The following is a 21820-nucleotide window of genomic DNA, read 5'->3' on the forward strand; positions in this document are numbered from 1 at the left end:
CAAGGCGATGCTTGGTGATGAGGCTAGTGGGGACAGTACACTGTTCCACGGCATCGATACCCACTACCTCGCGTTGTCAGCGCAAGTGTGCAAGGCCACGAAGATGTCCATCGCCTGCCACGACAGGTAGACCACGTGCGGCTTGCGCCGCTTCATCCGCACCTTGGGGATCGTCCAGGTGGCATTTTCGGAATCCACCTCGTTCCACGTCGCTTCGACGAGTTCGCTCTTGCGCACCATCGTCAGCAAGACCAGGCGCAAGGCCAGCCGGATGGTCGGATAGGACGCGATGGTCTTCAGTTGTTGGAAGGCCAGCCGGATCTCGGCCGGCGACAGCGCCCGGTCCTTGGGAATGAAGGTCGCGATCGAGGCCGCCTACACGTCGTCGGCAAGGTTGGCGAGCCGTTCGCCGTGCAGGATGGCGAAGGCTTAAGGCATAGACCTGCTTCACGATGTCCCGGACGTGGATGGCCGTGGCCGGTGCGTCGGGCGCCTTCACCTTGTTGCACAGCGCCCGCAGGTCGTCGGGGGTGACTTCCCTCAGCTTGCGATTCTGGAAGACCGGCAGGATGTCGCGGTCGATGATGTGCTTGCGCATCGACCGGGTGCTGTCGGCTATGCGGGCATCGACCAGCCAGCGTTCCGTCATCTGGCCGAAGGTCCTGGCGGCCGTCAGCCGCCGCTTGGCCCGCTGTTGCTCCAGCGCCGGGGAAAGGCCCTGATCGACCGAGCGCTTGGCGTCGAGCAGCCGCTCCCGCACCATGGCCAGCGACATGCCGGCCGGCCCACACCGTCCGAGGGTCAGCGTCTCGCGGCGTCCATTGAGACAGTAGTCGTAGCGGAAGCTTATTGAAAGCGCAACTTATACTTTTATAATCAAAAAGTTAAATTACTTCTACCGATACCTGGCGATAGCCTCCGAAAGACGCTCCATCATTCCCACTCGATCGTCGCCGGCGGCTTGCCGGAGATGTCGTAGACCACGCGCGAGACGCCGCGCAGTTCGTTGATGATGCGGTTGCTCACCGTGCCGAGGAAATCGTATGGCAGGTGCGCCCAGTGCGCGGTCATGAAGTCGATGGTCTCCACCGCGCGTAACGCGATCACCCATTCGTAGGCGCGTGCATCGCCGACCACACCGACCGACTTGACCGGCAGGAACACCGCAAACGCCTGGCTGGTCTTGTCGTACAGATCGGCCTTGCGCAGTTCGTCGATGAAGATCGCATCGGCCTTGGCCAGCAATTCGGCGTATTCGCGCTTCACTTCGCCCAGGATGCGCACGCCCAGGCCCGGGCCCGGGAACGGATGGCGGTACACCATCGTGCGCGGCAAGCCGAGTTCGACACCGAGGCGGCGCACTTCGTCCTTGAACAATTCGCGCAACGGCTCGACCAGGCCCAGCTTCATGTGCTCGGGCAGGCCGCCGACGTTGTGGTGGCTCTTGATCACGTGCGCCTTGCCGGTCTTGCTGCCGGCCGACTCGATCACGTCCGGATAGATCGTGCCCTGCGCCAGCCACTTGGCATTGGCCAGCTTGTTGGATTCCTCGTCGAAGATATCCACGAACAGGTTGCCGATGATCTTGCGCTTGGCTTCCGGGTCGCTGACGCCTTCGAGCTTGGCAAAGTAACGATCGGCCGCATTGACGCGGATCACCTTCACGCCCATGTGCTCGGCGAACATCGCCATCACCTGGTCGCCTTCCTGCCAGCGCAACAGGCCGGTATCGACGAACACGCAGGTCAGCTTGTCGCCGATCGCCTTGTGCAACAGCGCGGCGACCACCGACGAATCGACGCCGCCGGACAGGCCGAGGATCACTTCGTCATCGCCCACCTGCTCGCGCACGCGCGCGATCTGGTCGTCGATGATGTTGGCCGCCGTCCACAGCGTCTGGCAGCCGCAGACATCGACCACGAAGCGTCGCAGCAAGGTCTGGCCCTGCAGCGTGTGGGTGACCTCGGGATGGAACTGCACGCCGTACCAGCGCTTGTCCTCGTTGGACATCGCCGCCACCGGGATGCGGTCGGTCACCGCGGTGACGGTGAAGCCCGGCGGCACCTGCGACACGTGGTCGCCGTGGCTCATCCACACATTGAGACGCGACGCGCCGGCATGATCGGTCAGCCCTGCGAACAAGGCATCGGCGGCCACCACATCGACTTCGGCATGACCGAATTCGCGCTGATCCGCCGCCTCTGTCGCGCCGCCCAGCTGCGCTGCCAACGTCTGCATGCCGTAGCAGATACCTAACACCGGCAAGCCGCTGTCGAACACTTCCTGCGGCGCGACCGGCGCACCCGGCAAGGTGGTCGACTCCGGACCACCGGACAGGATGATGCCCTTGGCGCCGAAACCGGCGATCTCGGCCGGGTCATGATCCCAGGCCCAGATCTCGCAATACACACCGATCTCGCGGATACGCCGCGCAATCAGCTGGGTGTACTGCGCGCCGAAATCGAGGATGAGGATCTTGTCGCTGTGGATGTTGGTCATTGGGGCCGGGATTGGGAACGGGGAATCGGGAATGGGCAAAGCGGCGCAGACGCTGGTTCATCGATTCCCGACTCCCGATTCCCCATTCACGCAGAGGCATCAGCCCATGCGGTAATTCGGCGGTTCCTTGGTGATCTGCACGTCGTGGACGTGGCTTTCGCGCTGGCCGGCACCGGTGATGGTGACGAACTTCGGCTTGGTGCGCATTTCCTCGATGGTCGCGCAGCCCACATAGCCCATCGTGGCGCGCAGGCCGCCGATCAGCTGATGGACGATGCCACCGACCGGGCCGCGATACGGCACGCGCCCTTCGATGCCTTCCGGCACCAGCTTGTCGGCATCGCTGGAATCCTGGAAATAGCGGTCCTTGGACCCCTTCTCCATCGCGCCCAGGCTGCCCATGCCGCGGTAGCTCTTGTAGCTGCGGCCCTGGAACAGCTCGACCTCGCCCGGGGCTTCCTCGGTGCCGGCGAACAGGCCGCCGACCATCACCGTGGAGGCGCCGGCGACCAGCGCCTTGCCGATGTCGCCCGAGTAGCGAATGCCGCCATCGGCGATCAGCGGAATGCGGTCCTGCAGCGCCTCGGCGACCATGTCCACCGCGGTGATCTGCGGCACGCCGACACCGGCGACCACGCGCGTGGTGCAGATCGACCCGGGGCCCACGCCGACCTTGACCGCATCGGCGCCGGCGTCCATCAGTGCCAGCGCGGCATCGCCGGTGACGATGTTGCCGCCGATCACCTGCAGCTGCGGATACGCCTTCTTGACCCAGGCCACGCGATCGATCACGCCCTGCGAGTGGCCGTGCGCGGTATCGACGATGACCACATCCACGCCGGCCGCCGCCAGCAGTTCGATGCGCTGCTCGGTGTCGCCGCCGACGCCGACCGCCGCGCCGACCAGCAGGCGCGTGGACCCGTCCTTGGCCGCGTTGGGGTTGTCGGTCTTCTTCTGGATGTCCTTGACAGTGATCAGGCCGCGCAGCTCGAAGCTGTCGTTGACCACCAGGATCTTTTCGATGCGGTTGCGGTGCAGCAGCTCCAGCACTTCCTCGTCACTGGCGCCTTCGCGCACGGTGATCAGGCGATCCTTCTTGGTCATGATGTGGCGGACCGGATCGTCGAGCTTCTTCTCGAAGCGCATGTCGCGGCTGGTGACGATGCCGACCAGTTCGCTGCCATCCACCACCGGCACGCCGGAGATGTTGCGCGCGCGGGTCAGCTTGAGCACCTCGCCGATGGTCGTGTCCGGGCTCACCGTGAACGGCTCGGTGATCACGCCGGATTCGAATTTCTTGACCCGGGCCACTTCGCCGGCCTGCTGCGCAGGGGTCAGATTCTTGTGGATGATGCCGATGCCGCCCAGCTGGGCCATGGCCACCGCAAGGCGGTGCTCGGTCACTGTGTCCATCGCGGCCGAGAGAATCGGCAGTTTCAGGCGCAGATCGCGGGTCAGCCGGGTTTCCAGGCTGACGTCCTTGGGCAGGACGATCGAATGAGCGGGGACGAGGGAAACGTCGTCGTAGGTGAGAGCTTCAGCCTGGATGCGGAGCATCGGCGGACCCGAGTTTGGGGAAGCGCGGCATTTTACCCTGAAAGCCTTCACGAAGACACAACGCGACTGCAATGCAGCGTTACACGCGCCTCAGCCAGCCGCGTCGGCCGCTTCCAGCGTGTTCTGCATCAGCGTGGCGACCGTCATCGGCCCGACTCCACCCGGCACCGGCGTGATCCAGGCCGCACGTTGCACCGCTGCGTCGAAACCGACATCGCCGACCAGGCGGCCGTCGTCCAGCCGATTGATGCCGACATCGATCACCACTGCGCCCGGCTTGACCCATTCGCCCGGAATCAGGCCCGGGCGACCGACCGCCACCACTAGGATGTCGGCATTGCGCACGCTGGCTTCCAGCACCTCGGGCGGGGTGAACTTGTGGCAGCTGGTGACCGTGCAACCGGCGATCAGCAGCTCCAGGCCCATCGGCCGGCCGACGTGATTGCTCACACCCACGATGGTCGCGTTGCGGCCGCGCACCGGCTGATCGGTGTGCCCCAGCAAGGTCACGATGCCGCGCGGCGTGCACGGACGCAGGCCGAATTCGCGCAGCGCCAGGTGCCCGACATTCTGCGGATGGAAGCCGTCGACGTCCTTGCGCGGATCGATGCGCTGGATCAGGCGATTGGCATCGGGGATGCCCGGCAACGGCAGCTGGATCAGGATGCCGTGGATCTTGGGGTCGGCATTAAGCTGGTCGATCAGCCGCGCCAACTCCGCCTCACTGGTGCCCTGCGGCAAGTCGTAATCGAAGGCCTCGATGCCGACCTTCTCCGCCGCACGCCGCTTGTTGCGCACATACACCGACGAGGCCGGGTCGCCGCCGACCAGCACCACCGCCAGCCCGGGGCGCGTCTTGCCGGCGGCCAGGCGCGCATCCACGCGCAGCTTCAGCCCGTCGAGCAGTTCCTCGGCGATGCGGCGACCATCGAGAAGGCGGGCCGGAGCAGAGGCAGCTGGCGCGGAAACGGTCATGGGGCGTCAGGTGTAGAGTCGAAGGCCGTCTATTGTCCCCGATTCCGTCATGACCGACACCACCTCGACACCCGATTCCATCACCACGTCCATCGAAGCAGCCGCATTTCGCCGTCTGTTGCAGCATCTCAACCAGCAGCGCCCGGATGTGCAGAACATCGATCTGATGATCCTGGCCGGCTTCTGCCGCAACTGCCTGGGCGACTGGTACCGCGAAGCCGCCGAAGCGCACGGCCAGCCGATGAGCAAGGAGCAGGCGCGCGAAGCGGTGTACGGCATGCCGTTTGCCGACTGGAAACGGCAGCACCAGAAAGACGCCACGCCCGAGCAACTGGAAGCCTTCGCGGCCGCTCAACGCCGGCACGGCTGAGCCGGTCGACTTGTCAGCTCAGGCCGGCAGCTTGGTGCCGGCCGCTCTATCGCCCCAGGTTTTTTCTCGACCAGCCGAGGCAACCGCAGCACCGACCCTGCTTCGGCTCACGCCGCACACGACTCAGTCGCGGGTCACGGCTTCTGGCTGATTGGCCTGCGGTACCGCATCGGGATTGAGCGTGCGGCTCTCCCGCCGCGGCGGGGTGAACGGCGTGGGCTTGGGCACGGTGGGCGTGAGATTGCCGTACATCAGCCCTGCCACGGCACCGGCACGCGTGTTGCCGGCCGCAATCTCCAGTTCGAACCGCTCGGCATCGCGACGCCGGATCTCGCGCGCGATGCTGACCGCCTCGTCCTCGTCCACGCCCAGCTCGACCAGGGCCGCCTGCCCGAACGCCACTGCCGACTCAAAGGTCTCGCGAATCTGGTAGTCCACCCCGGCAGCGACCAACTGCAATGAATGCTCACGGTCGAACGAGCGCACCAGCAACCTGGCGTGCGGGAACTCGTGCCTTGCCAGCTCGACGATGCGATTGGCCGCCTCGCGGTTGTCGATGCACACCGCGATCGCGCGTGCGCTGTGCGCACCGGAGGCATGCAGCACATCGAGCCGGGTGCCATCGCCGTAGTAGATCTTGAAACCGAACTGTTCTGCGCTCTGGATCATCTCGATGTCGTTATCGATGATGGTCACATCCACGTCGCGCGCCAGCAGTGACTGGCTGGCAACCTGCCCGAAGCGCCCGAACCCGATGATCAGCACGCTGCCGGTCTGGCCATTGACGGCTTCCACGCCTTCCAGCGACGGCTGGGCGGCCGGCGTCAGCCGTCGCTGCAACAGCACGAACAGCGGCGTCAGCGCCATCGACAACACCACGATCGCCGTCAGGCTGGCGTTGACCTGCGCGTCGATGACGCCGGACGCCGATGCTGCCGCGAACAGCACGAAGGCGAACTCGCCGCCCTGCGCCATCAGCACGCCACGATCCAACGCCTGGCGATGGTCGCTGCGCATCAGCCGCGCCACGGCGTAGATGCACACGCCCTTGCCGAGCATGAGCGCCAGCACACCGGCAACGATCAGCCGCCAGTCTGCCGCAACCACACGCAGGTCCAGGCTCATGCCGACGCCCAGGAAGAACAGCCCGAGCAGGATGCCGCGGAACGGCTCGATATCCGCCTCGATCTGATGCCGGAAGGTGGATTCGGACAGCAGCACACCGGCCAGAAACGCGCCCATCGCCATCGACAGCCCACCGACCTGCATCAACAGCGCCGCGCCCAGCACCACCAGCAAGGCCGCCGCCGTCATCACCTCGCGCGCCTTGGACGCGGCCAGGATGCGGAACAAGGGATTGAGCAGCCAGCGCCCCGCCACCACCAGGCCGACGATGCAGGCCAGACCGATGCCGATGTCCTGCCAGCGTTGCGTCGCCGCCTGCGGGTCGCCGTTGGCGCCCATCCAGGCCACGATCGCCAGCAGCGGCACGATCAACAGGTCCTCGAACAACAGGATCGCCACGATCTTCTGGCCCGGCGGCAAGGCGACATCGCCCCGCTCTGCCAGCAACTGCATCACCACCGCCGTGGAGGTCAGCACGAAGCCGGATGCGGCCACGAATGCCACCGGCGGCGCGAAGCCGAGCAACAGGCCGATGCCTGTCAGCACCAGCGCACACACTGCGATCTGCAGCGTCCCCAGGCCGAAGATCTCCTTGCGCAGGCTCCACAGGTGCGATGGCCGCATTTCCAGCCCGATCACGAACAGGAACATCACCACGCCCAACTCGGCCACGTGCAGGATCGCCTGCGGGTCATCGAACAAGCCCAGGCCGAACGGACCGATCGCCAGACCCGCGGCCAGATAACCCAGTACCGAGCCCAGGCCCAGACGTCGGAACACCGGGATGGCGACTACGGCAGCGCCCAGCAGGGCCACCACGTTGATCAGTTCGCTGGATTCGGCAGGCTGGCTCATGCCGAGGATTCTAGCCGCAGGCGCGCACCACAAACTTGCACCAGCGTGCGACGTTGGCAAAGCCGCCTGACGTGTCGATCAGCCAGCGGCACGGCGTTCTCGCCCAGCGAGGCCACAAACGACGAACGACGCCAGATGGCGTCGTTCGTGAATGCAGGCGATGGCCAGGCAATCAGCCGCGCGCGTCGGCCTCGGCCAATGCGGTGCGCAGAATTTCCTTGGCCGGCCCGCCATGCTTTTCGTGCTCGAGCGCGAAATGCACGGTGGCCTCAATCAGGCCGATATGCGCGCCGCAATCGAAGCGACGGCCTTCGAAGCGATAGGCGTCGACGGTTTCCTGCTGCAGCAGTCCGGCAATCGCATCGGTCAGCTGGATTTCGCCACCGGCGCCGGCACCGGTCTCTTCGAGCAGCTCGAAGATCTTCGGGTTGAGCACATACCGGCCGACCACGGCCAGGTTGCTCGGTGCCACTTCCGGTTTGGGCTTTTCGACGATGGCGTTGATGCGCCCCTTGCGACCATCGAACGCATCGGTGGCCACGATGCCGTAGCTGGCGGTCTTGTCGTGCGGCACATCCTCCACGGCGATGACGCTGCCGCCCGAGGCTTCGGCCACATCGGCCATCTGAGTCAGCGCACCGGCACCGCGGTTCCAGATCAGGTCGTCCGGCAACAACACCGCGAACGGCTCGTCGCCGACCACGGCCTTGGCACACAGCACGGCGTGCCCCAGACCGAGCGCTTCGGCCTGCGTCACGAAAATGGCGCGCACGCCTTCCGGCAAGGCATGCCGCACCAGCTCCAACTGTTCAAGCTTGCCGGCGCGCTCGAGCTTTTGCTCCAGCTCGTAGGCCTTGTCGAAGTAGTCGGCGATCGAGTGCTTGTAGCGATTGGTCACGAAGATCAGCGTGTCGCAACCGGCCTGGATGGCCTCGTCGACGGCGTACTGGATCAAAGGTTTGTCGATGATTGGCAGCATTTCCTTCGGCACCGTTTTGGTTGCCGGAAGAAAGCGGGTCCCAAGACCTGCGACGGGGAATACGGCCTTGCGAATACGCTTGCTCATTAAAGTCTTCTGACCTCACGTGCGGGGAATGGAACGACCGTATCAGATCGCGCGTCGACTTTCCGTCGAGCAGCCGCAAAATCCGGCATCAGACTGCCGAGCACAGTCTCCATCGCCTTGATGTCATAGCGGTTAACCGCCTCACGCAAGCGCGTCACCAGCTGCAACACCTGCTCGTGCGAGAACTCGCGCACACCGGCTTCCAGAATCTTGGGATGCGCGGTGGGGCGATAGTCTTCGTCGGAATAGAACAGGGTTTCGTGCAGCTTCTCGCCCGGACGCAGGCCGGTATAGAGGATCGCCACATCCTTGCCGGGCTGCTTGCCGGCAAGACGGATCATCTGCTCGGCGAGCAGGCGGATCGGCACCGGCTCGCCCATGTCCAGCGTATAGATCGCGCCATGCGAGGCGGAGGCCGCGGCCTGCACCACCAGCTGGCAGGCTTCCGGAATGGTCATGAAGTAACGCGTCACATCCGGATGCGTCACCGTGACCGGGCCACCCTGGCGGATCTGCTCGCGGAACAACGGCACCACGCTGCCGGCCGAATCCAGCACGTTGCCGAAACGCACGGTGATGAAGCGCGTTGGCGCATCGCGTGCGTCCAGGCTCTGGCAGATCATCTCCGCATAGCGCTTGCTCGCGCCCAGCACGTTGACCGGCTCGACCGCCTTGTCGGTGGAGATGAAGACGAAGGTCTCGATGCGTGCACGCTGGCAGGCGCGCGCCACGTTTTCGGTGGCCAGCACGTTATTGCGTACCGCCTCGCGCAACTGTTCTTCCAGCAACGGCACCTGCTTGTAGGCCGCGGCATGAAAGACGGCATCCGGCAGCGCGGTGTTCAAGGCATGCGCGACCACCGCCGGGTCGCCGCAATCGCCCAGCACGCGGACTACTTCGATATCGGGGAACAACCGACGCAGGTCCGAATCAACGGTCAGCAACGCCAGCTCATCGATCTCCAGCAGCACGATGCGGCGCGCACCGTGACGCGCGCACTGGCGGCAGACTTCCGAACCGATCGAGCCACCCGCGCCAGTCACCATCACCGTCTTGTTGGTCAACCAGTCGCGAATCAGGCGCCAATCCGGGGTAACTGGCTTGCGGTTGAGCAGGTCCTCGATCGCGACTTCTTTCAGTTCGCCCGGCAACGAGCGCCCTTCCAGCACGTTGATCAGCTTGGGCACCATGCGGAACGGCAGCCCGGTACTTTCGCAGATGGCCACCACGCGCTGCATGCCCGAGGCATCCAGCGACGGAATCGCGATGACCAGCAGCTTGGCAGCCGTCTCCTTGGCGATGGCTGCAGCCTGATCCAGATTGCCCAGCACATTCAGGCCCTGGATCTTGGCGCCATGCAGATTGTTGGCATCGTCCAGATAGCCGACCGGCACGAATGCGCCGGTGCGGCGCAGATCACGGACCAGACCCTCGGCGGCGCGACCTGCGCCAAGGATCAACACGCGCTGCGCGGCATCTCCGGAATGCGCGATCTGGTAATCCTTCCAGGCGCGGTACAGCAGCCGCGGCGTACCCAGCAGCGCCGACAGTGCGAACGGATAAACGACCAGCACCGACAGCGGCACCCCATCCAGGCGGTCGTAGGACAGCGCCAGCACGATCGCGACCAGACCGAGAAAACTCGACTTGAAGATGTTCCACAAGTCCGGCACCGAGGCGAATCGCCACAGCCCGCGATACAGGCCCATCTTCCAGAACACCAGGCCCTGCGCGACCAGGACCACGGCAGTGCGCCAATCCCACAACGGCAGATCGGGAGCCTCGCGCAGCATGGAGTAGCGGCCGGCGTGCAACAGCTGCCAGCACACCCACACCATCAACAGGTCATGCAGCACCACCGCTGCTTGCGGCAGGGCTTTGGTCAAACGGTCACGCCAGGAAATCATAAAAGTCCATTACTCAGGAATTGCGCAGTCCATCGCGCAGAAAAAACCAGATTGCGGTGGCACCCACGCCCCATACCAGGGCTCCGGACACTTGCAGCCAAGTTGCATCATGACGAATTAACACATACAAGCAGACGGCAGCCACGCTGAAAGCGAAATAAATACCGGTTACCGGAACGTGCGTCTCAAGCCTGCGTGCCAGCCGCTGATAGAGATGTTGGGCATGCGGCTCCCACCACCGTTGCCCCGCGAGCATGCGAGACAGCAGCGTGAAGCCGGCGTCTACAAGAAATGCGGTCAGCGGCAACCAGCTGATCCACCAATTTACCCGCCCGCTCGCTACCGTGAGTGCGAGCAATGCAGCCAGCACATATCCCAAGGCACCACTGCCGCCGTCACCCAGAAAGATCCGCGCACGCGGAAAGTTGAACGGCAGAAATCCCAGGCAGGCCGCGGCGACGGCAAGGCCGGCCCAGGCCCAGGCGCCAGGCACGACTGCAGCAAATGCCAGCGCGGCCAGGGCCGCCTGGCTGCTGGCCAGGCCGTTGATGCCGTCCATGAAGTTCCAGACATTGATCAACACCACCGACGCCATGGCGGTAAGCACACCGTCCCAGAGATTGCCGGTGTGATGGCTGACCAGCCAGCCCAGCATGACCGATGCCAACAGATGGATCGCAAAACGCAGCCTGGCCGAGAGCGGACGGTGGTCGTCCCACCAACCCACCCCGGCCACCAGCACCAGCCCGGCCGCGAACCAACCAAGAATCGGGCCTGCCGCCGGCCAGAACACGCCGGCCGCCACGCACCCGGACAGCAGCGCCGCCACGATTGCCATGCCACCGCCACGCGGGGTGGCGACCACATGGCTGCGGCGTTCGCCCGGATGATCGAGCAGCCGACGATGCAGCGCGTAGCGCCGCAACAACCAGGTTCCCAGTGCCGCGACCGTCAGGTGCGACAGACACCACCACAGCCAGGCCTGCGGCATCAGACCACCGCGTAATTCAACAGCGGCTTGACCGTGCCCCATTCCTTGCAACTCGGGCATTGCCAGTGGTGCGTCTTCGCGCCGAAGCCGCAGCGGGTGCAGCGGTAACTCGGGTTGCGTACCAGCAACTGGTCGGTGATGTGCTTGAGATCCTGCAAGGTGCCGACCGGGTCGCTGCCTTCGGCCAGGGTCAGGTCGATCAACGCCGATTCGCCGCGGACCGATGGCCGGTCCTTGAGCTGACGGCCCAGATAGGCCAACGCAGGTGCCACACCGTCCTGCGCCTCCATCAGCTGCGTCAACGCCAGCACCGGGGCAATGCCGCGATAGTGCTCGGTCATCTCGGACAGGAAATTACGTGCGCCGGCGATATCGCCGACCCGGCGATACGCCGCCATCAATGCAGGAATGATCTCCGGCAGGTATTCCGGATCATGCCGCGCAGCACGTTCGAACGCGCGTACCGCCGCTTCGTCGTGTCCGCGCTCGGCTTCGATGCGTCCTTCCAGAATGCCGGCGCGCACCGAGGTGCCATCGGCCTGGTAGGCGCGTGCGATCGCCTGCAATGCTTCGTCGGGCTTGCTCAGGCCGCGATAGCGGTCGGCCAGCTCGCACTCGAATTGCGAGATCAGCTTGCCCATCGGCTCGCCGGTGACTTCTTCATAACGGGTGGCGTTGTCGATCGCCTTTTCCCAATCGCGCTCGGCCTGATAGATGCCGATCAGGTGACGCAGCGCCTGCGGCGCACGCTGATCCAGCTGCGCCAGTTCGGTGAATACGGTCTCGGCGCGATCCAGCAGGCCAGACTTCATATAGTCCTCGCCCAGTGCCAGCAAGGCCTGCACGCGCTGCTGATCGGTCAGGTCGGCACGTTGCACCAGGCCCTGATGCAGCCGGATCGCGCGGTCGACCTCACCGCGACGACGGAACAAATGCCCCAACGCGACCTGGGTCTCGAAGGTTTCCTTGTCCAGTTCGGCGATATGCAGAAACAGCTCGATCGCCTTGTCCGGCTGCTCGTTGAGCAGATAGTTCAGACCGCGAAAGTAGGTGCTGGACAGGCGACTGACCTGGGTATCGCCGTGGCGTTGACCACCGCGGCGGCCAACGACCCAGCCCCCCAGCGCTGCCAACGGCACGAACAGGAAGAACCAGATCCACTCGGTCAGAAAGTCCATACGCGCTTACAGTCCATCAAAGGGGCGCGGCTCGACTGCGGCAGGCGTGATCGGCCTGGCGTCGGTGCGACTGACTGCAGCCGCCTTGTTGGCCTGGCGCAGTTTGGAATAGAGGGGAATGACCACACTGACCAGCACCATGCCGGCACCGATCAACACACCGACCAGCAGCGCGACAATGATCGCGATTCCGGAGGTCGTGTGCACACTGGAGAAAAGGAAGTCGAGAGTGACGTCCTGGGAATTGACCGCACCGATGATCAGACCGACCAGCAGGAAGGCCAACATCACCAGCAAGCGAAACACCTTCATGGCCAGACTCCGTCAAAAGAGGCTTAGCTTAACCGAGCCGACATAAACGCAGCGGCAGAATGACCTCAGTCAGCCGCATCCAGCAGATCAACAGGGACCACGGAGCTGACACGCTCGCGCAATTCCTTGCCAGGCTTGAAATGCGGAACATGCTTGCCCGGCAACGCGACCGACTCGCCGGTCTTCGGATTACGACCAAGACGTGGCGGGCGGTAATGCAGCGAGAAGCTGCCGAACCCGCGGATTTCGATCCGATCACCATCGGAGAGCGCCTGTCCCATCATTTCCAGCAGCGATTTGACTGCCAGATCCACGTCGTCCGCCTTCAGATGCGCTTGACGTCGCGCCAGGATTTCAATCAATTCGGACTTGGTCATGGGAAGACTTGCTTTTTTCGACTGACACATCGGAATCGGCCCGGGCAAGCCCGGGCCGATCCATCACGCTCTTGCGAGCGCTACGCGCTTACTCGGACTTGTTGCTGTTCAACTGTGCACGCAGCAGCGCGCCCAGCTGGGTCATGCCACCGGATGCGGCCGAAGACTGGTATTCCTCCAGCGTTTCGCGCATTTCGGCATCGTCCTTGGCCTTGATCGACAGCTGCAGGGTGCGGCCCTTGCGGTCCATGCCCACGAACTTGGCTTCGATCTTGTCGCCGACCTTCAGGTGCTGGGTCGCATCGTCCACACGCTCGTTGGCGATGTCGCGTGCAGCGACGTAGCCTTCGATGCCATCGGCCAGGTCGATCGTGGCGCCCTTGGCATCCACTTCACGCACCACACCTTCGACCTTCGAACCCTTCGGGTTGGACGCCATGTACTGGCCGAACGGATCCTGCTCCAGCTGCTTGACGCCCAGGCTGATGCGCTCACGTTCCGGATCGACTGCCAGCACAACGGCTTCCAGCGTGTCGCCCTTCTTGTAGTTGCGCACGACATCTTCGCCGGTGGTGTTCCAGCTGATGTCGGACAGGTGGACCAGGCCGTCGATGCCGCCGTCCAGACCGATGAAGATGCCGAAGTCGGTGATCGACTTGATCTGGCCGGACACCTTGTCGTTCTTCTTGTGGGTGGCAGCGAAGGTTTCCCACGGATTGGCGGCAACCTGCTTCATGCCCAGCGAGATGCGGCGACGCTCCTCGTCGACATCCAGCACCATCACTTCGACTTCGTCACCAACCTGCACAACCTTGGACGGGTTGACGTTCTTGTTGGTCCAATCCATCTCGGAGACGTGCACCAGACCTTCGACGCCCGGCTCGATCTCGACGAATGCGCCGTAATCGGTGACGTTGGAAACCTTGCCGAACACGCGGCTGTTGGCCGGGTAACGACGTGCGATGTTGTCCCACGGATCTTCGCCCAGCTGCTTCAGGCCGAGGCTGACGCGGTTACGCTCGCGATCGAACTTCAGCACGCGCACGTCCAGCTCGTCGCCGACGTTGACGACTTCGGACGGATGGCGCACGCGCTTCCAGGCCATGTCGGTGATGTGCAGCAGGCCGTCGATACCGCCCAGGTCCACGAATGCGCCGTAATCGGTCAGGTTCTTAACGACACCCTTCAGGATCGCGCCTTCCTGCAGCTTGTCCATCAGCTGCTCGCGCTCTTCCGAGTGCTCGCTCTCGACCACGGCACGACGCGAGACCACTACGTTGTTGCGCTTGCGGTCCAGCTTGATCAGCTTGAACTCGAGTTCCTTGCCTTCCAGGTAGGCCGGGTCGCGCACCGGGCGCACATCCACCAGCGAACCAGGCAGGAACGCGCGGACATCCTTGATGTCCACGGTGAAACCACCCTTGACCTTGCCGCTGATGCGGCCGGTGATGGTTTCGTTCTTTTCCAACGCCTCTTCCAGCTCGTCCCACACCATTGCGCGCTTGGCCTTCTCGCGCGACAGCACGGTCTCACCGAAGCCGTTCTCGATGGAATCGAGGGCAACCTTGACCTGGTCGCCTACGCCGACATCGATCTCGCCAGCGTCATTACGGAACTGCTCGATCGGCACGATGCCTTCGGACTTCAGGCCAGCGTTGATCACCACCACGTCGCCGCGCACTTCCACGACGGTACCGGTGACGATCGAGCCCGGCTTCAGCTTCGCCAGATTGGCTTGACTGGCTTCGAACAGTTCAGCAAAAGATTCTGTCATTTGAATTTTACTCAGTTGAACACACGGGCGTTGATCGTCGGATGCGACAGATGCCAAGCGCCCAGCCTGTTGGTCGACTCCAGACAGCGAGTCGGTTTAAGTAGTAATAGAACCGCCACACGGGATGTGCGACGGAGCCTTGGAACGCCTTACGGTCGGCGGGACATGCCCGCTTGCGGAACGCTTACGACGACGTGCGAGCGGCTAACAACCCGACCACACGCTGGACGACATCCTCGATCCCCATTCCGCTGGTATCGATCAGCACGGCGTCTTCGGCCGGCCGCAATGGCGCCACCACCCGCTGCGCATCACGGGCATCTCGAGCCATGATCTCGCGCAGCAGGTCGTCAAAGATAACCGAAACACCCTTTTCCATCAACTGTTTATGGCGACGGCCCGCACGTTCTTCGGCACTGGCGGTCAGAAACACCTTGAAGGCGGCATCGGGGAAGATCACCGTGCCCATGTCGCGCCCGTCCGCGACCAGGCCGGGCGCCTGCCTGAATGCGCGTTGGCGCTCCTTCAGTGCGCTGCGCACCTCGGGAATGGCCGCAATCGCCGAGGCCAGCGCGCCGGTGGTCTCCAGGCGCAGCTCGCCGGTGGCGTCCACGCCGTTGACCAGCACCCGCAACCCCGCCTCGCCGGCGTCGTCGAACTCCACCTTGGTGTCGAAGGTGCAGCGCACCAGCGCGGCCGGGTCGGAGACATCCAGATCGGCCCAGCTCGCCGCCACGCCCACCGCGCGATACAGTGCGCCCGAATCGAGGTAATGCCAGCCCAGCCGGGCGGCCACGATCCGGCTCACAGTGCCCTTGCCGGCGCCGGAGGGACCATCGATGGTAAGGACGGGCGAAAGGTCGGTCATTCAGGTTTCCGGAAGGTCATCAGGCGGTAGTGTAGCGCCGCTCGCGGGGATTGCGATGCAACCACTTGAAAGCACGACGAAAAGCCGGTTAGAATTGCCGGCTTAATTCCGGGTGCACCCTCGATAGCGGGCACTCTCCCATCGAATCCAACCGTTTACGCCGAGGTGTGCCATGAAAGTCCTGTCCTCCCTGAAGTCTGCGAAGACCCGTCACCGCGACTGCAAGGTGGTCCGCCGCCGCGGCAAGGTCTTCGTGATCTGCAAGTCGAACCCGCGTTTTAAGGCGCGTCAGCGCTAAGCTTTCGCCGCGCGTGCAAACCCGAGAAAGCCGCCTCCGGGCGGTTTTTTCTTGGCCGATGCTTCACGCCGACGATTGCGTCATGCAGGCTGGAATGCGCGGCCGCCCGGCCGGCTCCGCGTAACGGCCGCGCTGGCAGACATCCGGCGCGGCGTTGGGTAACACCGATCTGCAAGCACGCCGGCCCTGGTTTTTGCTGTAATCACCATCCGAATCTTGTCCACTGGGGAGTAGATGACATGCGCAACCGTTTGTTTGTCCTGCCGCTGATCGCGCTGATGGGGATCAGTGCCGCTGCGTCGGCCGATACGCTGCTGATCGACCGTGCGCAGCAGAAGCCTGCCGCTGCCCTGCCCTTGCGCGGCGACAGCATGAGCCAGGTCGAAGGCCGTTATGGCGCGCCGCAGGAAAAGCTGCAGCCGCGCGGTGGCCAGAAGCGCCAGTGGCCGACAATCCACCGCTGGGTGTATCCGGCCTTCACCGTGTACTTCGAAAAGAGCCGGGTGATCGACGTGGTGGCCAACCAGGCCGATGCCAACGAGATCGGGCCCAAACCGCCGATCAAGTGATCACGGGTTGTTCGGGCTGGATCGAAGGGTGACTGCAACAGTGGTTTGATCCAATGAGATGCGCGGGAAGCGATCACTGGGAACCGGTGAGGCGAGTCCTTCGCAAGGGGCGATTCGACGCGAATTCCTCGCAAGAGCCGACTTGAGGCGAGTCCATCGCAAGAGCCGATTCAATGCGAGTCCCTCGCAAGAGCCCGCATATCCATGTGCGGGGATTGAATTAACAGCCTGGCTTCGGTTGGGCATTGATAGGTGTTTGTTAGGTTATGACCGATAGCGTTCGCTTTCCTGCCGAGTGGGAATCTCAGTCCGCCGTGTTGATTGCGTGGCCGCATGCGGGCACCGATTGGGCCGAGCGTCTTGCCGAGGTGGAAGAGACCTATATCGCGCTGGTCACGGCGATTTCCCGCTTCGAGCCGGTGATCGTGTGCGTGGCCGATGACGACCTGCAGATCTACGCGGAAGCGCGGCTGCGCTCGGCACGGGTGGACATGGCGCAGGTGCGCTTCGTGGTTGCAGCCTACAACGACACCTGGCTGCGCGATTCGGGCCCGATCACGCTGCGCCAGGACGGCGGTTTCCGCCTGATGGATTTCCGCTTCACCGGCTGGGGCGGCAAGTTCGAGGCCAGCCTGGACGATCAGCTGGTCACCTCGCTGGATGCGGCGCAGGTATTCGTGCCCTCGCAGGTGCAGACGGTGGACTTCGCGCTGGAAGGCGGCGCGATCGAGACCGATGGTGCGGGCACCTTGCTGACCACCTGGAAGTGCCTGCATGAGCGGCATCCGCAGCGCACGCGCGATTCGCTGAGTGCCGATCTTGCCGCGTGGCTGGCGCAGGACCGCGTGCTGTGGCTGGATCACGGCTATCTGGAAGGCGACGACACCGATGCGCATATCGATACGCTGGCGCGGTTCGCGGGCCCGGATGCGATCGTCTACCAGGGCTGTGATGTGGCCAGCGATTCGCATTACACCGAATTGCAGGCGATGGGCGCCGAACTGGCTGCGTTGCGCAAGGCCGATGGGCAGCCGTATCGGCTGTTCGTGTTGCCGTGGGCCGAGCCGATCCTGGACCAGGGCCGGCGTCTGGCCGCCTCGTACGCCAACTTCCTGATCGTCAACGGTGCGGTGCTGATGCCGGCTTACGGCGACAAGGCCGATGCGCGCGCGCAGGCGGTGCTGGCCGAGGCGTTTCCGCAGCACGTCATCGTGCCGGTGCCGTGCCGCCCATTGATCTGGCAGAACGGCAGCCTGCACTGTCTGACCATGCAACTGCCCGCCGGTCTGCTGGCTGCCTGAGTCACTCCTGTTCCGGCCGGCAGGCCGGTGTTACACCATTGCGCGCTACCTTAGTGCGTCACCTAGCTGGACGAATCGCCATGACCCGTCATCTCCTTCCCGTCGCGCTGATCCAGGAGCGCAACCACGGCGACGCCGCGGCCAATCTGGCCATCATCGAATCGCGCGTGGCCGAAGCCGCCGCACAGGGCGCCAAGCTGGTGCTGCTGCAGGAACTGCACAACGGTGCGTATTTCTGCCAGCACGAGTCGGTGGACGAATTCGACCTGGCCGAGCCGATCCCCGGCCCCAGCACCGAGCGGCTAGGCGCGCTGGCCAAGCAGCACGGCGTGGTGCTGGTGGCCTCGTTGTTCGAGCGCCGCGCGGCCGGGCTGTATCACAACACCGCGGTCGTGTTCGAAAAGGACGGCCGCCTGCTCGGCAAGTACCGCAAGATGCATATCCCGGACGACCCGGGCTTCTATGAAAAATTCTATTTCACGCCGGGCGATCTGGGCTTTGCGCCGATCGATACCTCGGTCGGCCGCCTCGGCGTGCTGGTGTGTTGGGACCAGTGGTACCCCGAAGCGGCGCGCCTGATGGCGCTGGCCGGTGCGGAACTGCTGCTCTACCCCACCGCGATCGGCTGGGATCCGGATGACCAGCAACCCGAGCAGGAGCGCCAGCGCGATGCCTGGGTGCTCAGCCATCGCGGCCATGCGGTCGCCAACGGGGTGCCGGTGCTGTCGTGCAACCGCGTCGGCCATGAGCCCTCGCCGTTGGGCGCGTCGGGCATCCAGTTCTGGGGCAACAGCCATGTGCTGGGGCCGCAGGGCGAGTTTATCGCCGAAGCCGGACAGGACCCGACGGTGCTGGTCTGCGACGTCGACCTGCAGCGCAGCGAACACGTGCGCCGTATCTGGCCGTTCCTGCGCGATCGCCGTATCGATGCGTATGGCGATCTGCTCAAGCGCTACATCGACTGACCGCATGCCAGTGGAGTTGCGCGAAGTCTGCGACGCGGACATCCCGGCCATCACCGCGATCTACGCGGAGCAGATTGCCGGGGTCAACAGCTACGAATACAGCGCGCCATCGCGCGATGAGATGGGTGCACGCGTGCGCGCAAGCGTGGATGCCGGCTACCCCTATCTTGTTGCCGAGCGCGATGGCGTGGTGGTCGGCTATGCCTACGTCGGCGCCTATCGCGCACGCGCCGGCTACCGCTGGACCGTCGAAAATTCGATCTATCTCACCAGCGGCGCGCAGGGCCACGGCATCGGCAAGGCCTTGCTCGGCGAGCTGATCGCTCGCTGCCAACAGCGCGGCTATCGACAGATGATTGCGGTGATCGGCGATGCCGACAACCTGGCATCGCGACGGCTGCATGAACGTTTTGGTTTTCGCACGGTCGGAGTGTTCACCGGTATCGGCCGCAAGCATGGTCGCTGGCTGGACGGCGTGCAGATGCAACGCGCGCTCGGCTCCGGCGACACCGCCCCTCCTTCTGATGAATGACCCCATGACTGAGCAAACCACCCACGTTCTGGACGATGCGCTGTCCGGCCAGCCGCATCGCATCGTCGAACGCGATGGCGTGCGCTATACCCTGCTCGGCACCGCGCATGTCTCGCTGGCCAGCGTGGCTGCGGTGCAGCGGGCGATCGGCAGCGGCCGCTACGACGCGGTGGCGGTGGAACTGGACGCGCAGCGCCTGCAGGCGCTCAGCGACCCGGACGCCCTCGCCCGCCTGGACCTGGTGCAGGTGATTCGCAAGGGCCGGGTGGCCTTGTTTGCGGCCAACCTCGCCCTGGCCGCCTACCAGCGCCGCCTGGCCAAGCAGCTCGGCATCGAGCCGGGCGCGGAATTGAAGGAAGCGGTGAACCTGGCGCGCGCGCAAGGCCTGCCGGTGCATCTGATCGATCGCGAAGTCGGCCTGACCTTCAAGCGCGCGTCCGGGCGGCTGGGATTCTTCGGCAAGATGAAACTGGCCGGCGGCCTGCTCGGCGGCCTGTTCGCGGCCGACGAGGTGGGCGAAGAGGAAATCGAAAAGCTTAAGCAGGGCGACATGCTGGAGGCGAGCTTCGGCGACTTTGCCAGCGAAAGCCCGGAACTGTACGAGACCGTGATTGCCGAGCGCGACCAGTACATGGCCACGCGCCTGCGCGAGGAAGCCACCACCGATCAGCGCGAGATCCTGGCGGTGGTCGGTGCAGGACATCTGGCCGGTCTTGCACGCCACCTGGAGCAGGACACCGCCGCACCCGGCCCGTTGCGCGAGTCGCTGGAATACGTGCAGCAGCGCAAGCGCATTCCATGGATCACGCTGGGCATCCTGGCGGTCATCATCACCGGCATCGGCATCGGGTTCTGGCGCGGCGGCCTGAGCATGGGCGCGGACCTGTTGTTGCAGTGGGCGATGTATACCGGCGGACTGGCCGCGCTGGGCTGCCTGCTGGCCGGCAGCCACCCGTTGAGCATCCTCACCGCGGCGGTGGTGGCGCCGTTCAAGCCGTTCCGTCTGAGCGTGCCGACCGGTGCGTTCGCCGCCCTGGTCGAAGTGCATATGCGCAAGCCGGCCTATGGCGATTTCCTGTCGCTGCGCGACGATGCGCAGACCTTGCGCGGCTGGTACCGCAATCGCGTCTCGCGCGTGGTGCTGACCTTCCTGCTGACCAACGTCGGCAGCATGGCCGGCGTGTGGCTGGCCGGTGTGCAGATCTTCAATCGTCTGCATGGGTGAGCGTGACGGAGCTGCAATCCGTTGCTTCTCGTAGGAGCGCACCTGGGCGCGATGGGCGTTATCGGTAACGCCCCATCGCGCCCGGGTGCGCTCCTACGGCATTCGATCGCTTGCGCGCGGCTACGGCGCGGACTGCGCCTGTGGCGCGAGCTGCAGGCGTACCCAGACGCCGTAGTGATCCGATGCCCAGCGCCCTTCCGCATAGGGGGTGTCGAACAGGATGCGCGCTTCGCGCGCCAGCAGGCGGTTCTGCTGGAAGAACACGTGGTCGATCCGCGCCGGCGTGTCGAAGACATGCAGGTTCAAGGTGCTGACGGTGGCGTCGCTGTTGCGATGTACGCTGCCGTAGCTGTCGCCGTAGCCCTTGCGTAGCGCTTCCAGATCGAGGGCGTCGGCGGCGGTGTTGAAATCGCCGGCGATCACGACCGGGGCTTGATCGCTGTTTGAAGCAATGAAATCCAGCAGGTCGGCGACCTGACGCGTGCGTGTGGCCGTGCCACGCGCATCGGCACGTTCGTTGAGATGGGTGACGTAGACGTTGATCGGCTGGCCATCGACATCGACCTGCAGATGCGCGGCAACGCGGTAGTCGTCCAGCGGTTGCAGCAGGCGCTGATGCCGGGCCAGCACCGTGCGCCGACTCAACAAGGCATTGCCGTAGCGCTTGGGCGCACCGACCGGATCGGCCGAGGCGAAGGTGTAGTCGTAATCCAGCTTGCGCGCCAGCCAGGCGGCCTGGTTCTCTACGCTGCCGCGGCGCTCGATCACTTCCTGCAGTGCGATCACATCCGGCGCCAGTTGCTTGAGCTGTCTGGCGATATAGGCGCGACGCGTCGGCCAGTCTTCGCGGTCGTGATGCAGGTTGAGCGTGACCAGGGTCATCTCGCGCTGCGCCGCGCCCGGCGACTGCACTGCCGGGGATGCGTGTGCTGCCTGATCGGTCTGGTTGAGCTGTGCGGGTTGCGCGGCCTGCACGGCCTGCGTGGCGTGTGCAGCGACAGCGCACAGCAGCAGCGCCACCCACGCGACCGGCCACCCGATACCGCGCCGCGCTGGCGCTGCCCGGGTCGGTCGAG

The 21820-nt window shown here is 64.6% G+C and carries 20 protein-coding genes and 1 pseudogene; 7 read left to right on the forward strand and 14 right to left on the reverse strand.

What is annotated here, in order from left to right; genetic code table 11:
• Positions 1–66 precede the first annotated feature (66 nt).
• The 4 genes and pseudogenes from ABQY64_RS11640 to folD all read right to left on the reverse strand — a co-directional run.
• Positions 67–853, reverse strand: a pseudogene (locus tag ABQY64_RS11640) (tyrosine-type recombinase/integrase); the annotation flags it as partial.
• A gap of 80 nt (positions 854–933) precedes the next feature.
• Positions 934–2499, reverse strand: coding sequence for a glutamine-hydrolyzing GMP synthase (gene guaA, locus ABQY64_RS11645; protein ID WP_349779381.1), 1566 nt, complete (start codon positions 2497–2499; stop codon positions 934–936).
• A gap of 99 nt (positions 2500–2598) precedes the next feature.
• On the reverse strand, positions 2599–4056 hold the full coding sequence (gene guaB / locus ABQY64_RS11650; protein WP_016903541.1) for an IMP dehydrogenase: 1458 nt from the start codon (positions 4054–4056) through the stop codon (positions 2599–2601).
• Between the two features lie 90 nt (positions 4057–4146).
• Positions 4147–5031 carry a bifunctional methylenetetrahydrofolate dehydrogenase/methenyltetrahydrofolate cyclohydrolase FolD gene (gene folD / locus ABQY64_RS11655; RefSeq protein ID WP_039521785.1) on the reverse strand — a complete coding sequence of 295 codons (885 nt, stop codon included), beginning with the start codon at positions 5029–5031 and terminating at the stop codon, positions 4147–4149.
• Between the two features lie 49 nt (positions 5032–5080).
• Between folD and ABQY64_RS11660 the strand changes: the two genes are divergently transcribed.
• A complete protein-coding gene (locus ABQY64_RS11660) occupies positions 5081–5401 on the forward strand; it encodes a DUF1244 domain-containing protein (RefSeq protein ID WP_046342931.1) in 321 nt (106 codons plus the stop codon).
• 123 nt (positions 5402–5524) lie between these two features.
• On the opposite strand, the gene ABQY64_RS11665 is transcribed toward ABQY64_RS11660, so the two are convergent.
• From ABQY64_RS11665 to cmk, 9 genes are all read right to left on the reverse strand, one after another.
• Positions 5525–7381 (reverse strand): monovalent cation:proton antiporter-2 (CPA2) family protein, encoded by a 1857-nt coding sequence (locus tag ABQY64_RS11665; protein WP_349779380.1) that lies wholly within the window; start codon positions 7379–7381, stop codon positions 5525–5527.
• 172 nt (positions 7382–7553) lie between these two features.
• Positions 7554–8447 (reverse strand): UTP--glucose-1-phosphate uridylyltransferase GalU, encoded by an 894-nt coding sequence (galU, locus tag ABQY64_RS11670; protein WP_016903544.1) that lies wholly within the window; start codon positions 8445–8447, stop codon positions 7554–7556.
• The gene (locus ABQY64_RS11675; RefSeq protein ID WP_024939212.1) at positions 8447–10354 is read right to left on the reverse strand and encodes a nucleoside-diphosphate sugar epimerase/dehydratase; all 1908 of its coding nucleotides are present in this window, start codon (positions 10352–10354) and stop codon (positions 8447–8449) included. Before ABQY64_RS11675 ends, galU begins: the two co-directional genes overlap by 1 nt.
• Before the next feature lie 13 nt (positions 10355–10367).
• Complete coding sequence (locus ABQY64_RS11680) at positions 10368–11345, reverse strand: glycosyltransferase family 4 protein (RefSeq protein ID WP_349779412.1); 978 nt, start codon at positions 11343–11345, stop codon at positions 10368–10370.
• Positions 11345–12523, reverse strand: a complete 1179-nt coding sequence (gene lapB / locus ABQY64_RS11685; protein ID WP_016903547.1) for a lipopolysaccharide assembly protein LapB — start codon at positions 12521–12523, stop codon at positions 11345–11347. Before lapB ends, ABQY64_RS11680 begins: the two co-directional genes overlap by 1 nt.
• A 6-nt stretch (positions 12524–12529) precedes the next feature.
• A complete protein-coding gene (locus ABQY64_RS11690; protein WP_349779379.1) occupies positions 12530–12835 on the reverse strand; it encodes a LapA family protein in 306 nt (101 codons plus the stop codon).
• A 65-nt stretch (positions 12836–12900) separates the two neighbouring features.
• Positions 12901–13212, reverse strand: a complete 312-nt coding sequence (locus tag ABQY64_RS11695; RefSeq protein ID WP_016903549.1) for an integration host factor subunit beta — start codon at positions 13210–13212, stop codon at positions 12901–12903.
• 88 nt (positions 13213–13300) lie between these two features.
• Complete coding sequence (gene rpsA / locus ABQY64_RS11700) at positions 13301–14986, reverse strand: 30S ribosomal protein S1 (RefSeq protein ID WP_016903550.1); 1686 nt, start codon at positions 14984–14986, stop codon at positions 13301–13303.
• A gap of 184 nt (positions 14987–15170) precedes the next feature.
• Positions 15171–15854, reverse strand: coding sequence for a (d)CMP kinase (gene cmk, locus ABQY64_RS11705; RefSeq protein WP_046342939.1), 684 nt, complete (start codon positions 15852–15854; stop codon positions 15171–15173).
• A gap of 172 nt (positions 15855–16026) precedes the next feature.
• On the opposite strand from cmk, the gene ykgO reads away from it, so the two are divergent.
• The 6 genes from ykgO (at position 16027) to ABQY64_RS11735 (ending at position 20744) form a co-directional block, all read left to right on the forward strand.
• Complete coding sequence (gene ykgO / locus ABQY64_RS11710) at positions 16027–16152, forward strand: type B 50S ribosomal protein L36 (RefSeq protein ID WP_005913193.1); 126 nt, start codon at positions 16027–16029, stop codon at positions 16150–16152.
• A 239-nt stretch (positions 16153–16391) separates the two neighbouring features.
• Positions 16392–16721 carry a hypothetical protein gene (locus ABQY64_RS11715; protein ID WP_102251925.1) on the forward strand — a complete coding sequence of 110 codons (330 nt, stop codon included), beginning with the start codon at positions 16392–16394 and terminating at the stop codon, positions 16719–16721.
• A 266-nt stretch (positions 16722–16987) separates the two neighbouring features.
• Complete coding sequence (locus ABQY64_RS11720; RefSeq protein WP_102251924.1) at positions 16988–18022, forward strand: agmatine/peptidylarginine deiminase; 1035 nt, start codon at positions 16988–16990, stop codon at positions 18020–18022.
• Positions 18023–18102: 80 nt separating this feature from the next.
• A complete protein-coding gene (locus tag ABQY64_RS11725) occupies positions 18103–18987 on the forward strand; it encodes a carbon-nitrogen hydrolase (RefSeq protein WP_016904714.1) in 885 nt (294 codons plus the stop codon).
• A 4-nt stretch (positions 18988–18991) separates the two neighbouring features.
• Positions 18992–19519, forward strand: a complete 528-nt coding sequence (locus ABQY64_RS11730) for an N-acetyltransferase family protein (RefSeq protein WP_349779378.1) — start codon at positions 18992–18994, stop codon at positions 19517–19519.
• Positions 19512–20744: a TraB/GumN family protein gene (locus ABQY64_RS11735; RefSeq protein ID WP_049818118.1), complete on the forward strand. Its 1233-nt coding sequence runs from the start codon at positions 19512–19514 to the stop codon at positions 20742–20744. Before ABQY64_RS11730 ends, ABQY64_RS11735 begins: the two co-directional genes overlap by 8 nt.
• A gap of 120 nt (positions 20745–20864) precedes the next feature.
• Here the strand turns inward: ABQY64_RS11735 and ABQY64_RS11740 are convergent, their stop codons facing one another.
• Positions 20865–21764: an endonuclease/exonuclease/phosphatase family protein gene (locus tag ABQY64_RS11740; protein WP_349779377.1), complete on the reverse strand. Its 900-nt coding sequence runs from the start codon at positions 21762–21764 to the stop codon at positions 20865–20867.
• Positions 21765–21820: the final 56 nt, after the last annotated feature.

The sequence above is a fragment of the Xanthomonas sp. WHRI 7065 genome, from assembly GCF_040203115.2.
Taxonomy (GTDB): Bacteria; Pseudomonadota; Gammaproteobacteria; order Xanthomonadales; family Xanthomonadaceae; genus Xanthomonas; species Xanthomonas arboricola.

Excerpts from the sequence above, each read along its gene's own strand:
- guaA (WP_349779381.1), bottom strand. The coding sequence starts at position 2,499 with ATGACCAACATCCACAGCGACAAGATCCTCATCCTCGATTTCGGCGCG.
- guaB (WP_016903541.1), bottom strand. The coding sequence starts at position 4,056 with ATGCTCCGCATCCAGGCTGAAGCTCTCACCTACGACGACGTTTCCCTC.
- folD (WP_039521785.1), bottom strand. The coding sequence starts at position 5,031 with ATGACCGTTTCCGCGCCAGCTGCCTCTGCTCCGGCCCGCCTTCTCGAT.
- ABQY64_RS11660 (WP_046342931.1), top strand. The coding sequence starts at position 5,081 with ATGACCGACACCACCTCGACACCCGATTCCATCACCACGTCCATCGAA.
- ABQY64_RS11665 (WP_349779380.1), bottom strand. The coding sequence starts at position 7,381 with ATGAGCCAGCCTGCCGAATCCAGCGAACTGATCAACGTGGTGGCCCTG.
- galU (WP_016903544.1), bottom strand. The coding sequence starts at position 8,447 with ATGAGCAAGCGTATTCGCAAGGCCGTATTCCCCGTCGCAGGTCTTGGG.
- ABQY64_RS11675 (WP_024939212.1), bottom strand. The coding sequence starts at position 10,354 with ATGATTTCCTGGCGTGACCGTTTGACCAAAGCCCTGCCGCAAGCAGCG.
- ABQY64_RS11680 (WP_349779412.1), bottom strand. The coding sequence starts at position 11,345 with ATGCCGCAGGCCTGGCTGTGGTGGTGTCTGTCGCACCTGACGGTCGCG.
- lapB (WP_016903547.1), bottom strand. The coding sequence starts at position 12,523 with ATGGACTTTCTGACCGAGTGGATCTGGTTCTTCCTGTTCGTGCCGTTG.
- ABQY64_RS11690 (WP_349779379.1), bottom strand. The coding sequence starts at position 12,835 with ATGAAGGTGTTTCGCTTGCTGGTGATGTTGGCCTTCCTGCTGGTCGGT.
- ABQY64_RS11695 (WP_016903549.1), bottom strand. The coding sequence starts at position 13,212 with ATGACCAAGTCCGAATTGATTGAAATCCTGGCGCGACGTCAAGCGCAT.
- rpsA (WP_016903550.1), bottom strand. The coding sequence starts at position 14,986 with ATGACAGAATCTTTTGCTGAACTGTTCGAAGCCAGTCAAGCCAATCTG.
- cmk (WP_046342939.1), bottom strand. The coding sequence starts at position 15,854 with ATGACCGACCTTTCGCCCGTCCTTACCATCGATGGTCCCTCCGGCGCC.
- ykgO (WP_005913193.1), top strand. The coding sequence starts at position 16,027 with ATGAAAGTCCTGTCCTCCCTGAAGTCTGCGAAGACCCGTCACCGCGAC.
- ABQY64_RS11715 (WP_102251925.1), top strand. The coding sequence starts at position 16,392 with ATGCGCAACCGTTTGTTTGTCCTGCCGCTGATCGCGCTGATGGGGATC.
- ABQY64_RS11720 (WP_102251924.1), top strand. The coding sequence starts at position 16,988 with ATGACCGATAGCGTTCGCTTTCCTGCCGAGTGGGAATCTCAGTCCGCC.
- ABQY64_RS11725 (WP_016904714.1), top strand. The coding sequence starts at position 18,103 with ATGACCCGTCATCTCCTTCCCGTCGCGCTGATCCAGGAGCGCAACCAC.
- ABQY64_RS11730 (WP_349779378.1), top strand. The coding sequence starts at position 18,992 with ATGCCAGTGGAGTTGCGCGAAGTCTGCGACGCGGACATCCCGGCCATC.
- ABQY64_RS11735 (WP_049818118.1), top strand. The coding sequence starts at position 19,512 with ATGAATGACCCCATGACTGAGCAAACCACCCACGTTCTGGACGATGCG.